The 13,328-nt window shown below is 47.1% G+C and carries 9 protein-coding genes; 2 read left to right on the top strand and 7 right to left on the bottom strand.

The window, feature by feature from the left end; all coding sequences use genetic code 11:
• Both A3751_RS17075 and aceE read right to left on the bottom strand, forming a co-directional pair.
• A partial coding sequence (locus tag A3751_RS17075; protein WP_156492569.1) for a biotin/lipoyl-containing protein occupies positions 1-872 on the bottom strand: 872 nt, incomplete at its 3' end.
• Between the two features lie 14 nt (positions 873-886).
• Positions 887-3,535, bottom strand: a complete 2,649-nt coding sequence (gene aceE / locus A3751_RS17070; protein ID WP_068458190.1) for a pyruvate dehydrogenase (acetyl-transferring), homodimeric type — start codon at positions 3,533-3,535, stop codon at positions 887-889.
• A 195-nt stretch (positions 3,536-3,730) separates the two neighbouring features.
• Between aceE and A3751_RS17065 the strand changes: the two genes are divergently transcribed.
• Positions 3,731-4,321 (top strand): hypothetical protein, encoded by a 591-nt coding sequence (locus A3751_RS17065; protein ID WP_068458188.1) that lies wholly within the window; start codon positions 3,731-3,733, stop codon positions 4,319-4,321.
• A gap of 84 nt (positions 4,322-4,405) precedes the next feature.
• Here A3751_RS17065 and crp read toward each other — a convergent pair whose 3' ends face one another.
• Positions 4,406-5,047 carry a cAMP-activated global transcriptional regulator CRP gene (gene crp / locus A3751_RS17060; protein ID WP_068458186.1) on the bottom strand — a complete coding sequence of 214 codons (642 nt, stop codon included), beginning with the start codon at positions 5,045-5,047 and terminating at the stop codon, positions 4,406-4,408.
• Positions 5,048-5,271: 224 nt separating this feature from the next.
• Between crp and A3751_RS17055 the strand changes: the two genes are divergently transcribed.
• Positions 5,272-5,700, top strand: a complete 429-nt coding sequence (locus A3751_RS17055) for an OsmC family protein (protein WP_068458184.1) — start codon at positions 5,272-5,274, stop codon at positions 5,698-5,700.
• On the opposite strand, the gene A3751_RS17050 is transcribed toward A3751_RS17055, so the two are convergent.
• The 4 genes from A3751_RS17050 to A3751_RS17035 are packed head-to-tail and all read right to left on the bottom strand — an operon-like array spanning position 5,697 to position 13,258.
• Positions 5,697-9,518 (bottom strand): DUF1631 family protein, encoded by a 3,822-nt coding sequence (locus A3751_RS17050; RefSeq protein ID WP_068458182.1) that lies wholly within the window; start codon positions 9,516-9,518, stop codon positions 5,697-5,699. The genes A3751_RS17055 and A3751_RS17050 overlap by 4 nt on opposite strands.
• Before the next feature lie 31 nt (positions 9,519-9,549).
• Entirely contained in the window at positions 9,550-10,845 is a 1,296-nt protein-coding gene (gene argA, locus A3751_RS17045; RefSeq protein ID WP_068458180.1) for an amino-acid N-acetyltransferase, read from the bottom strand.
• A gap of 26 nt (positions 10,846-10,871) precedes the next feature.
• Positions 10,872-12,053, bottom strand: a complete 1,182-nt coding sequence (gene argE, locus A3751_RS17040) for an acetylornithine deacetylase (protein ID WP_068458178.1) — start codon at positions 12,051-12,053, stop codon at positions 10,872-10,874.
• Positions 12,041-13,258 (bottom strand): hypothetical protein, encoded by a 1,218-nt coding sequence (locus tag A3751_RS17035; RefSeq protein WP_068458175.1) that lies wholly within the window; start codon positions 13,256-13,258, stop codon positions 12,041-12,043. Before A3751_RS17035 ends, argE begins: the two co-directional genes overlap by 13 nt.
• Between the last annotated feature and the right edge of the window lie 70 nt (positions 13,259-13,328).

Here is a 13,328-nt window from a genome sequence, read left to right as displayed (position 1 = left end):
TTTATGTAGGCATTCAAGTCATCTTTCTGAATTCGGCCCTTAGGCCCTGTTGCACTGACCCGATCCAGCTCAACACCAAGCTCGCGCGCGAGTTTTCTTACTGCTGGCCCAGCGTGGACACTATCCTGCCCAGATTTAATGGGCACTGGTTGATGCGGCTGAGGAGATGCTTTGGCCTCAGCCTGATTAACCCTCTCTGCCTGCGCTGAAGCGCCTTTTTTGGCTGACGATGCACCAGAGCTAACATCGCTGCCCGCGTCTTTTACGTCTGAGTCCGATTTCTCGGACTGAATTAACGCAATCAAATCACCTTCACTCAGTTTGTCGCCAACCTTTACCTTTAGATCAGAAACGACACCTGTATACGGTGACGGAATATCCATCGAAGCCTTATCGGATTCAAGCACTAACAGCGCTTCATCCTTTACGATTTGATCGCCAGAGGCTACCGATATCTCTATGACTTCCACCGCTTCCGCCCCACCAACATCCGGGACTCGAACCTCCTTAATGCCTTCAGACTCAGTGCCAGAAGGCTTAGAAGTGTCAGCCGACGCGGAGTGGTCCGTTTCTTCGGGATGCTTAGGCTGCGACTCAGCAGATTTTTCTTTTGGCTGTGATGATGCTTCTTCTCCGACCACACTCAATTCTAAGAGAGGGTCTCCTTGCTTCACTTTATCTCCAACTTTTACGGACAACCTCGCAACCTTCCCTGCAAAATTCGCGGGAACCTCGATACTCGCTTTGTCCGATTCGAGTACTACAACAGGGTCATCAATAGCAATGCTATCACCTTCCGCAACAAGGATCTCAATAACCTCGACTTCAGAATCTGTGCCTACATCGGGTACTAAAATATCGTTATCACTCATTTTCAGCCCCTCCGTTAGCGCAACATTGGCGCAATAGCGCTGCGGTCAATATTAAATTTTCGCAGTGCGTCTAAGCTTAATTGAGTATCTACCTTGCCTTGTTTTGCAAGGCTATCGAGCGCAGCTACAACGATGTAGTAACGATCAACCTCGAAGAAACTACGAAGCTTCTCTCGCGTATCACTGCGACCAAATCCATCCGTTCCAAGCACTGTATAAGGCGCCTTGATATAGGCACGGACTTGCTCACCATACAGCCGAATATAATCCGTGGACGCAATAACGGGCATTTCGTCATCCAGGCAATCCGCAATATAAGGAGACTTCTGATGGGTATCAGGATTCAACATATTCCATCTTGCTGTTAACTGGCCATCACGGGCAAGTTCGTTAAAGCTAGTGACACTCCAGACCTTCGAGGACACATTAAATTCATCTTTGAGAATCTCCGCAGCCGCCGCCACTTCATTATAGATTGCACCACTTCCAAGTAACTGCACCGACAATTCAGACCCGCCATCTAGCGTCTCTCGAAGATACATGCCTTTGAGGATTGCGTCCTCGCTGCCTTCGATGATTGGAAGCTGCTGGTAATTCTCGTTAGTGACCGTGAGATAGTAATAAACAGACTCGTTATTCTCATACATGCGCTTGATGCCATGCTGAATAATCACCGCAAGCTCGCAGGCAAACGCCGGGTCATAAGCGACACAATTCGGAATTGTGGAGGCAAGTACGTGACTGTGACCATCCTGATGCTGAAGACCTTCGCCATTTAACGTTGTTCGTCCTGCAGTCCCACCAATGAGGAAACCTCTAGAGCGCATATCGCCTGCGGCCCATGCGAGGTCACCGACTCTCTGGAACCCAAACATTGAGTAAAAAATATAAAAAGGAATCAATGGGTAGTCATGCACACTGTAGGAGGTGGCACAGGCAATCCATGCAGCCATAGCACCCGCTTCATTGATACCCTCTTCCAAAATCTGACCAGCCTGATCTTCTCTATAGTACATGACCTGGTCGCGATCATTGGGGACATACTTTTGGCCTTCAGAGGTATAAATTCCAAGCTGACGAAACATCCCCTCCATGCCAAATGTTCTCGCCTCATCCGGCACGATGGGTACTACGCGCTTTCCAATTCTCTTATCTTTTGTGAGCGATGACAGCATTCGAACAAATGCCATAGTGGTTGAAATTTCTCTGTCTCCAGAGCCATCTAGCTGAGCCTGGAAAAGATCCAGAGAAGGAGCCGTTAAAGGCGCGCTTCGCTGACGACGCTTGGGATAGAAACCGCCAAGCTCTTCTCGACGGCGCTTCATATAGATGGCTTCGGGACTGTCTGGCGCAGGCCTGTAATATGGTACTTCTGCGATTTTATCGTCGCCGATTGGAACACCAAAACGATCCCTGAAAGACCTTAACGATTCCTCGTCCAGTTTTTTAAGCGAATGTGTGGTGTTCGTCGCTTCTCCGACCTTCCCAAAACCATAACCTTTCACAGTATGCGCCAAGATAACTGTTGGCTGGCCCTTGTGATGAACCGCTTTGTGGTATGCAGCATAAACCTTATACGGATCATGGCCACCGCGGTTTAACTGCTCAATGTCTTCATCTGTATAAGACTCACCAATTTTAGCCAGCTCAGGATAACGTCCGAAAAAGTGCTTGCGCGTATATGCTCCTCCGTTGGACTTAAAGCTCTGCATTTCACCATCCACAAGCTCATTCATCGCTTGCTGCATCGCGCCGTCGCTATCCTGCTCAAACAACGGGTCCCATTTTCGACCCCAGACAACCTTCAAAACGTTCCATCCTGCGCCCCGAAATACGCCTTCGAGCTCTTGTATTATTTTGCCATTCCCACGAACTGGGCCATCAAGGCGCTGAAGATTGCAGTTCACGACAAAAATTAAATTATCTAGCTTTTCACGACCAGCCAGCGCAATCGATCCAAGCGTTTCAGGCTCATCGGTTTCACCGTCTCCGACAAAGCACCATACCTTCCTCTCGCCTTTCTCAGTTAAGCCTCGGCTGTGGAGATACTTCATAACATGCGCTTGATAAATTGCCTGTAAAGGGCCGAGGCCCATTGAAACCGTAGGGAACTGCCAATAATCTGGCATTAACCATGGATGGGGGTAAGACGGCAGACCATCGCCGTCCACCTCATTGCGGAAACGATCCATTTGCTCTTCGCTTAGACGGCCTTCGATATAAGATCGAGCATAGATACCCGGAGCTGAATGGCCTTGCACATAAACCAGATCCGCCTCACGATTCTCATCACCTGCATGAAAAAAGTAATTAAAGCCAACGTCATACAATGTTGCACTCGAGGAGAAGGAGGATATATGTCCGCCCAATGCTCCAGGGCGATTATTTGCTCGTAGCACCATTGCCATGGCATTCCAGCGAATCAGCGAGCGAATTCTGCGCTCCATGAAAAGATCGCCCGGCATACGAGCCTCATCTTTTGGAGGAATAGTATTTCGATATGGAGTGACGACAGAGTGAGTGGGAAGCAAGCCATTCGAGGTGGCAACATCCTGTAATCTAGAAAGAATATATTTGGCTCTCTCTAGGCCTTCAAATTTAATAAGCGAATTTAATGATTCAAGCCACTCTTCAGTACCGTTTGGGTCCTGGTCGTTATTCATATACACTCCGTTTCAATAGAACTTTATGCACGAAAGGACAAAATATAGAGAAATGGCCGCTTCTGACATTTCTTCCACACCCAAATTCGTTCATAATTTAAAAAATAGTTAACAATCCTGATTAGGAATTAATATTGAGCCAAAGTTTGAAGTACTGCGTAACTCTCATCCTCTGAGGCTTAATCAAGAACTACAATGAATAAATTATATTTGTTATTCACAATAATGATAGCAACTGCGCCAAATTCTTTTGCGGTTGAGCCTCTATCTGAAAATGACATGGGGGATCTTGCTCTTGATTCAGGCCAAAACCTGCTTCAATTGTATGGCCCTACAGCGGCTGGTTTGAGCATCGAGGCAGTAGGTGACAGCGAAGAACTAGACAATGCTGCCGCGGAAGACAGTGTGGATGACACGAGCATAAAAACAGCTGCGTCGACCCTGAAGAGCATTGAGGAACAACTGACCGAAGAGTTCAATAAAGATCGTCAAGAGCTTAATCTTGACCCTAATCTTGACGCCATCATCAAGCCCATTGAACGCGTCGTTGGGCAGGCTACTGCTTTCGATACGACGAGCGAAATTCAGTACGACAAAGATAAGTTCAAACATGAAGCGACCTTCAACGCGGATGGAACGGTGCAACATGATCGTAACTTACAAATTGACTTGCTCAAGTTTGAGCGACTAGGTACCGACGACTTGAACGATCCAAGTCTCGGAAGCATCTATATTTCTGACTGGTCCTCAAGGGGATCGACGACAACGAGTTGCGACGGATGCTAGGACTTTGGCCTAACCGCTAAACAAAAAGGCGCTTCTACTAGAAGCGCCTTTTTTAAATCTTATTAATTACTCATGCATCTACGGTCATCGGGTACCGTAAACAACCATTGTCTTACCTTTCACCTGAACAAGACCTTGCTCTTCAAGTGTTTTCAAAACTCGACCAACCATTTCACGGGAACAGCCAACAATTCGCCCAATTTCTTGGCGAGTAATTTTGATCTGCATTCCGTCTGGATGCGTCATTGCGTCCGGCTCTTTGCACAAATCAAGTAAGGTTCTAGCGACACGTCCTGTCACATCTAGGAACGCCAGGTCACCAACCTTTCTAGTCGTCTGGCGAAGGCGGGATGCCATTTGCTCGCCAATAAAATACAGAATACGAGGGTCTTGGCTAGAAATCTCTCGGAATTTAGAATAGCTAATTTCAGCTACTTCACATTCAGACTTTGCTTTAACCCAAGCACTCCGCGAGTCCATATTGTCGAACAAGCCCATTTCACCAAAGAAATCACCCGTATTTAGATACGCCATGATCATCTCTCGCCCATCGTCATCCTCGATGATGACAGTCACGGAGCCTTTGATAATGTAGAACAGAGAGTCGCTTTTATCACCGGCATAAATAATAGTGCTTTTGCTGGGATACTTGCGGCGGTGACACTGACTCAAAAAGAAATCTAAGTGTTTGGTTTTACTTTCTACTGGTTTCAAGATCGTGGACATTTAACACACCTTTTTATGCACACATGCAAGCAACTAACAACTCGCTGACTCGCTTTTTTATACTCTGCCAAATCACTGTATCCGTCAAACGAACGGAACTAATAGTGCTCAGCAACTTATTGATATCTAAAAGTATAGACCAATTAATCAAATACACATTTTTTAAACGGCGATTGTCTTTTGTGTTAATCTCGCGGCACATTCAATGAAACACAGGTAGATTTATGAAAGCCGAAATTCGTTGGGGTGGCGAAGCCAAGTTTGTTGCTACCTCAGGCTCAGGCCATGAAATTACTATGGACGGACCACCTGATCACGGAGGTCAAAACCAAGGCCCTAGACCAATGGAAATGATGCTTCTAGGGCTTGGCGGTTGCACAAGCTTCGATGTAATGAGCATTTTGAAGAAATCCAGGCAAGATGTAAGCGACTGCGTTGCGCAAATCAACGCTGAACGAGCCGATGAGGTTCCCAGCGTGTTCACCAAGATTGATATCCACTTTGTAGTGACAGGCAAGAAACTCAAGGATTCGCTCGTCAAACGCGCCGTTGAACTATCTGCAACAAAATACTGCTCGGCCTCAATTATGCTTGAGAAGGCCGGTGTTGAAATCACTCATAGCTACGAAGTCATTGAAGCTGAGAAATTCTAATACGGCTCATAGGCGCCGATTCTTTCTCCCTGAACGAAGTCGACGCCTTGCTTCTCTACCTTCTGAAGAGCGATCGCTGAATCTATATTTTTTACTAGTACCGCCTTATCGAAATGGTGGGCTACGTTCACAAGAGGCTCTTCCTCACCCTCATCATGAAATGCTTTTAAAACCTCTGCATCAATCGTAATCAGGTCAACGGGTAAAGTTTGGAGCAATCTCGCCGGGCAATCACTTGTCCCATACCCCTCCAGACTAAAATGACATCCAAAGATCTGGAGCTCTCTAATAACATCCGCGGCAAAGTGCTCGTTCTCGAGCGCACTGCAGTCATACAAATCAAACCAAATACGCTCAGGAGGCATATCAGTGCACTCCAACAATTCTCGAAACTCTTCTTTAAAGTGGTCATCGGTTAAACTGATGGCGCTCAGGGGAACACGACAGGCAAGAGCGTTCGTCTTAGCGCTTAAAGATCGGGCTAAAAAGGCCAGCCACCAAGAATTCATCTCTTTTGCCTCATGATCTGTAGATGGCTCAAAAAAATCACTCCCCACATCAACGTCCATGTTTAACGGACGACATCGCAACTCTTGATTGTCTGGCAGGTCTATATCAGAAAGCTTGCTAACAGCTTGGGCAAACACAGAAAAAGCATCGCTATCCGATGCACTGAACATCGCAGCTGCGGTGTCCTCAGATTCGCTCTGAGAGAGCTCTATGCGACTGACAGTTTGACTCAAACCCGCACTCTCCTCCGAGACTTCCATCTGGCTTAAGCTTTGCTGCGCATTTCGAATGAGTGCTGCCTCGTTATTAAAACCAAGATACCCCCATACTTCACTGCGCATTAAAGATACAGAAACGCCGAGCACCTGCATATCGGACAACAAGGCATTCAATGCCTCTGTCGTGTCTGAAATGTTTTGTTGAGACGAATTGTTGGAGAAAAACATCACAAAGTCATATCGATTTAGGCGCGCTGCAACACGCACATCACTTACCTTTGTATTGATGAGATCAACGAGTTGACTGACGACCTTAGATTCTTGATCTTCCGCTAACTCGCCGCTTAACATGCGGATGTAGTACAAACAACACTGCTGAGTCCGCTCACCCTTTTTCATCGCTAAACGCACGAGTCGCTGGAACTCACGCGCATTTGGCAAGCCACTCTGTTTATCGTGAGAGGAATCAAAAGCGAGTTTTTCATATACCTCTTTGACCATGTCGTCCAAACCTTGCTTGACGATAGGCTGGGAGAAATCTGGATCTGGCGCTATCGCGCCATCCTTCAGGTAACCAGCGAATTTGAAAGCACCCAATTCGATGACTTTCAAGCCCTGATGATTGACAAAGACAAACTTGGTATAAGCTCTGGCAATCCAGACTAGCCGAATATACTGAGGCTCTGCTTCCCCTTCCTTCTGAAACCTCAACCAAGCATTCAGAGGAATGGCTTTCGCCCTTAGTAGCCAGGGCCGAAGCTGCTTAGATTTCTCAATATTGTTCTTTTCTCTCTCTTCTTCAGCCGATTCAGACTTTAAAATCACAGGTTTTGCTTCAACCATGGCATGTGTCCGAGACGAGGCATCTAGCATCAACTGCTTTAATTCCTCACGGACATTTTTCGAGGTCTCAACACCGCCAGAAATAGACTTCAAGCCATCCTGAATTAAAGGAATATTTCTACGCGCATCGAAACCAATCTCAGGATTTTGTCCAAATTGCTTCAGCGCTTCAACAACGCCAAGAGCCTCAGAAAACTGGGCGCTATCTTTACCGTACTTTATTGATAATAAGTTGAGATGCTCAAGCCATCCATTATCTAGCAAACTCTGAAGAGCTGCTGGTACCTGCTGCTTTGCAAGCATGCCCGATACAACTTCAGCTACATATTTTCGAGCCTCATCTATCTTATGCGCTCCATCAGCTGCGGCCGCAACCCGCTCGACATTTTTCAGATATAGAGCATGTTGTCTCGCGATCAGCTCATCCAACTCAGCACGTACCTGATCCACAACGCCATGATCTTGGTCGTACTCTTCGTTGATTCGCGCAACAAGCTGCTCAATTTTCTGATGTCCTATTTTACCGAGTCTTCCACCTTGAGCACCGAGCTTTGCAATCCTGTTTAGTACATCTCTGAGAGGGCTGTCATGGTCATCGAAAAAACGGTCATTTTCCAATAACTGCCTGAGAACCGGGATCTCTAGTCTAAAAAGATGTTGCTTACCTTCATGCGTTAAGCGCGGGTTCTGCTGCAATGAGCCAAAAAAACGATCAACGACATCAACCTGATCCTTCTGCTCTTCATTCAAGTCTCTCGGGGAGTCGGCATCTTTGTTCAAACTTTCCAAGACTCGTTCGAGAAGACTGGTTTGAGCTTCGTTGACATCTCTAGATTGCCCATGCAAAGAGGACAAACCTTGATGAAGCTCCTGATGACTAAACAATGGCGCACCCTCAGGCACCCCAGAAGAAGTATTGCCAGATTTGTTGCGCAGCTTTCTAAACAATTTCCCGATGGAAGAAAATCCCTCAGACTGTGTAGCCACGCCAGGAGCTTGCGCTGCATCGGAAGCTGGTGCATGGTCGGCTGAACCCTGAGATTTTTCTAAATCGACAGCCGATACATTTCCTTTCTCAACCCCGTCATGATTCAGCGTTTGCCCACCATAGCCCACAGAAGCTCGCGGCCTCCCTTCAGAGCGATCATGATGTTTCGCTTGTGGCGCCGATTCTATTGATTCAGGAGAGGAATCAACGCTAGGCTTAGGTACATCTTGCGCGGGCGGCGGTGGAGATTGATTCGATGAATCAATGGTGCTCTTCTCTTCTACTTTAGAAGGCTGCTCATACTTCTTAACTAACTCACCCAAGGACGCATCAGGCAAGACTCCCGCTTTGGCAAGCTGTTCGTTCAGCGAGTGAGTTAGGCTATCCAGTTCGGGTAAAAGAGCCGCTTCCAAAATTTTGAACGCGCGTCGCTCAAGAGCAAGTTCCTGAAGATATGGGTGCATTGCTGTCTGAAAAGCATAAACCAGTCTTTCGGGCCCCAAGGGACTGCCGCTGCCTCCCTCANTTCGATAGCCCATCGAATCGGTACGCATCTTTAAAAGCAGCAAGGGTGAGCGCAAACTCTGCTCTAGCTTCGTTGTGAGCACCTTACTTATTAACCAATCCTCAAACTCTCCTTTCGCGACAAGGTCCAAGTCCGAGGAGTTATTCTCAATGATATTTTTGCGGCCTCGAGGAGCAACACTAAGGATCTCGTTACTGATTTTCGCCAAAATAGTAGACTCGAACTTCTCGATTCTATCCGCGATATTCATTCTGGCATTGGCGATCTGATCCGTTTGCGAATTAACGGCTTCATCACGCACCGCTTGTACGACAAGAGGAAGCGCACTTTCATAAACGTTCTTCGTAGATTGTTCTATTAGTCTCAAACATCGCTCAATGATCGACGTATGCTGCACGGACAATTTAGGAGTTGAGTCGTTCGCGTATCTCTCTTTTAGAAAGCTAACAACCTCAGGGTATTGATTGACGAAGCGAAGCCCTGCCGTATTGTGACTCAAATGCGCCGGTTCAGCGTTAACAAATAACTCGCGACCCTGAAAATTCTTAAAGCTAACGCGCAGAATCCTGATAGCGCTATCTGACGGAATCGTTCCCGAAGCGAACGTGACGTACATTCCCTGCTCGCAAAAATCCTCGATAGTGCACGCAGAAGACTGTCCGCTTTCAAGATAAAGCGTTGCGGCCTGATGGCTTGATATGCGCTCTAGCGCTCTTCTTTCCTTTGCACTCACCTAGATCATCCCTCCGGTCAACGAATCACACCTAAAGTACTTTTCTCAATACTTTAGAGTTACGTGCGATATCGTATAGTTTGCCACTTGGTAACGCATCGTGACCACTTAATTCAAAACCCCGTTCAAGAAACCAATGCTCGGTTTGTGTTGTCAATACAAACAAGTACTTCAAACCTTGGCATTTTGCTTTTCTAGAAACCTCATCCAAGATTCGATCACCTCTTCCTTCGCGACGATAATCAGGATGCACCGCAAAACATGCTAGCTCAGCTGACTCATACTCCGGATAGGGATACAGTGCCGCACATGCAATAATCGCGTTATCGCGCAGATTAACGGTAAATGCATGCAGCTCTGTTTCGAGCAACTCTCTCGAGCGCCGCACTAAAACACCTTGCTCTTCCAATGGCTGGATTAGCTCCTGGATTCCGGTCAGATCGTCCAAATGCGCTTCGCGCACCTCATCATAGCTCTCTTCACTCACCATGGTTCCGACACCATCGCGGGTAAACATTTCCTCCAGTATCGCTCCGTCGTCTGCATAACCTAGGATATGCACTCGTTTGACGCCAGAGTGACATGCGGCACTGGCCAAGCGCAACAAACGACTATTTTCCCTCTCGGGTTCGGAATCTAATAAGCGCGTTAGAGACTGGGCATCGATCTGGCGAACAGGCAAGCCTTCCGAGTTTGTTAACGCGCTTTTCTCCTGGCCAAGGTAGATCAACTTGTCGGCTCCTAGCGATTGCGCGACCTCCATTGCCAATTCATCGTAAGACAAGTTAAAGATTTCACCAGTAACAGCATACCCCTGAGCGGTCTGAATCAACATTGATCCGGCCTGCAAATGTGCAGACATACTCTCATGGTCCACTCTACGAACCTGCCCTGTCCAGCCAAAATCAACCCCATCAATGACACCTCGGGGCTTCGCTACAATGAAATTCCCACTCACCACTTTAATTGCAGAACCGTGCATAGGAGAGTTGACCACGCCTATCGACAGCAACGCCTCAACTTCGCTTCGAACCTTACCATAAGCTTCAAGAACACAAGGAAGCGCCTCTTTACTCGTGACTCTGATACCTGACGAGAAGGCTGAGTTGATTGCTTTGCCCTGCAGAGCCCGATCAATCTGTGGCCGTGCTCCAAGCACCATGACAATACGAATGCCAAGGCTACTGAGCAAAGCCAAATCATGAATGATGTTAATAAAATTCTTATGCTCAAGAGCCTCGCCGCTTACACCAAATACGACACAACGATTTCGATGTCGATTGATATAAGGAGAAGCATGCCTAAACCAGTTGATCCAATCTTTCATTGTCTATTCTTAGTTCTCTAATTAGCTTATGAGGCTGCGATACAATAATTCTGGATCAACGAACGCAATACATCCGCCATTCCTCTAACCTGTTCTGTCGCGAGAAATTCATTGGGCTGGTGCGCCTGATCAATGGAACCTGCTCCCATTACAACGGTATCCATACCCATTCCACTTAAAAATGGAGCCTCTGTTGCAAAGGCAACAGCTTGCGCCTTTGTATCAGTCAATCGCTCACATATTTTCACCAGTTCCGAAGACGCGGGAGTCTCAAATGCGGGAACAGGTTTAACCATAGACTTATGCGTTACTTCAATCGCATGTTGGTAGCCTGTTTGTTGAACCAGCGCTTTTATTTCGGCATGCAATGACTCGATGGACATACCAGGCAGCGGCCTTAAATCAAAATTCAACTGACAATGTCCACAAATCCGATTTGGGCTGTCTCCGCCATGGATCGCCCCAACATTCAGCGTAGGGCCTGAAACAAGAAAGTTGGCATTTTGATACTGGCTTTGCAAACGCGAACGATAGGCAAGAATTTCACCTAAAAAACCATGGACTGCTTCGACAGTACTTTGACCAAGTGCAGGGTTAGACGAATGACCGGAACAGCCATGAAACTGAACCGACTCCATCATAATGCCTTTGTGCATGCGTATCGGCTTTATGCTCGTCGGCTCGCCAATGACAGCCGCTCGCGCCTGAAAGCTTGACCCTTCCGCCAATGTTCGAGCTCCAGCCATCGAACTCTCCTCATCCGCAGTTGCAATTACAATCAACGGTTGAATAAGCTCCGCACCCTCCAGCCCTCTGAGCGCTTCCACAATGATTGGAAAAAAGCCCTTCATATCGCAGGAGCCCAAGCCAAACAATTTCTCCTGCTCAAAATGCAGCTTGAAAGGGTCTGTGCTCCAGCGAGACTCGTCGAAAGGCACCGTATCAGTATGACCTGCAAGTACCAACCCACCGGGACCACTTCCAAGAGTTGCGATCAAATTGTATTTACCCTTAAGTGGGTCAACATCTTGTATCTGCGTATTAAAACCGAGCCGATCAAACCAACCTTGAAGAATATCAATTACACGCTCATTGCTGTGATCCCAATGCGAATCCGCTGCGCTAATCGAATTCTCCGCAACAATATCACCTAACAGCTCAGTAAAAGGCGCTAACGGAACATGAGGAATCCTGGTCACTCGGTCCATACCTCCAGCCTTTCTATCTCGAGAAGCTTAAAGGTATAACTTACTTTCCCATCGCCTTTAAGCGGTATCATCTCAATCTGATGCTCATCAATAAGCTTAACGCTTCCTTCATATTCTTGCTCCTTGAATAAACGCACTCTTACCTGTTTTCCAAGCAGTTGATCAAGCGGATTAAGCTCAGTCTCCGACGACATATCAACTTCGATATAAGCGGGTTCCACTGTCTGCTCTGGCTTTGACACCGTCTCTTGAATCGGTGGAGCAAAATATTGCTCCAACTCTAAAGCAACAGGCTCTCCGTCATTGCTTTGAACCTCTACGCGCGCAATAAATGCCGCTTCTTGCCAGCCATATGAGCCGTCCCGAGGCGCGGGAACAGCATCCCCTACGGAGAATCTCAATATCCCACCCTGCTCAATAAACGTTTTAATCACTGACAAGGCAGAACTACTCACGCGATACCCGCGCATCGCAAGGTTTTCACTCCAACCATCCACAATACTCTGCGACAAAGAGCCGGAATCTTCGGACTCGTGATAACAGGTCTGCGCCAGACGTTTAAAGTAACCGTTATCTATATAAGAAATACTGCGCAGTCGCCCCTCACCAGAACCGGAGAGATGCGCCAAGAGGTCTGTATCGATAATGACCCGTCCAAAACCGAGCGTATCAAACTCTATAGTCGACTCAGGCAGGCCAAGATGGACCATAACCTGCGCCTTGAGATTCTCAATACCGGCCTTGGCCAAGCTTGTCTTGGTTGGCGATGATTCACCGCTACAGGACAGAAAAGAAAACCATTGATCAATACTAAGGCTCAAGTTTTCAGAGAGCTGCTCATACATGAGCTGGTCAGGCAAATCCGTCTCGAAATCATCTAAAATAAGCTGATCAAGATCAGAATAATCAGAACCTAACGCGGATAATAAACCCAACATCATATCGACAGGACCTTCGAACTTAAGCCGCGCCTGCTCCGCTGAGAAATCCTTCTTTAACAAAAAGTGCTTGAATGTCGGTTTGGATATAACGACTTCGGAATCTTGGAGTGACGTGGAAACCGATTGGAAATTCAATGCACCAACCGATACGAGCTCTGTTTTGACTTGCGATAGAAAGCTACTTGCACCAATCATCACGGCAATTTTACTGCCGCCGACCAATACAACCAAGAGCACAAGAATAGCGGCAAAGAAACGTTTCATTAGATTTATCTACTCATTCGGGTTTAGGTCATTCTTTAAACTATAGCAAACATCAAATATCTCGAAAGGC

The organism is Oleiphilus sp. HI0080, from assembly GCF_001635135.1.
The sequence above is the reverse complement of the archived record's forward strand: the minus strand, read 5'-3'. Positions and strand labels throughout refer to the sequence as shown.

Bases quoted from the DNA above. Each gene is read 5' to 3' on its own strand.
- aceE (WP_068458190.1), bottom strand. From the start codon at position 3,535: ATGAATAACGACCAGGACCCAAACGGTACTGAAGAGTGGCTTGAATCA.
- A3751_RS17065 (WP_068458188.1), top strand. From the start codon at position 3,731: ATGAATAAATTATATTTGTTATTCACAATAATGATAGCAACTGCGCCA.
- crp (WP_068458186.1), bottom strand. From the start codon at position 5,047: ATGTCCACGATCTTGAAACCAGTAGAAAGTAAAACCAAACACTTAGAT.
- A3751_RS17055 (WP_068458184.1), top strand. From the start codon at position 5,272: ATGAAAGCCGAAATTCGTTGGGGTGGCGAAGCCAAGTTTGTTGCTACC.
- argA (WP_068458180.1), bottom strand. From the start codon at position 10,845: ATGAAAGATTGGATCAACTGGTTTAGGCATGCTTCTCCTTATATCAAT.
- argE (WP_068458178.1), bottom strand. From the start codon at position 12,053: ATGGACCGAGTGACCAGGATTCCTCATGTTCCGTTAGCGCCTTTTACT.
- A3751_RS17035 (WP_068458175.1), bottom strand. From the start codon at position 13,258: ATGAAACGTTTCTTTGCCGCTATTCTTGTGCTCTTGGTTGTATTGGTC.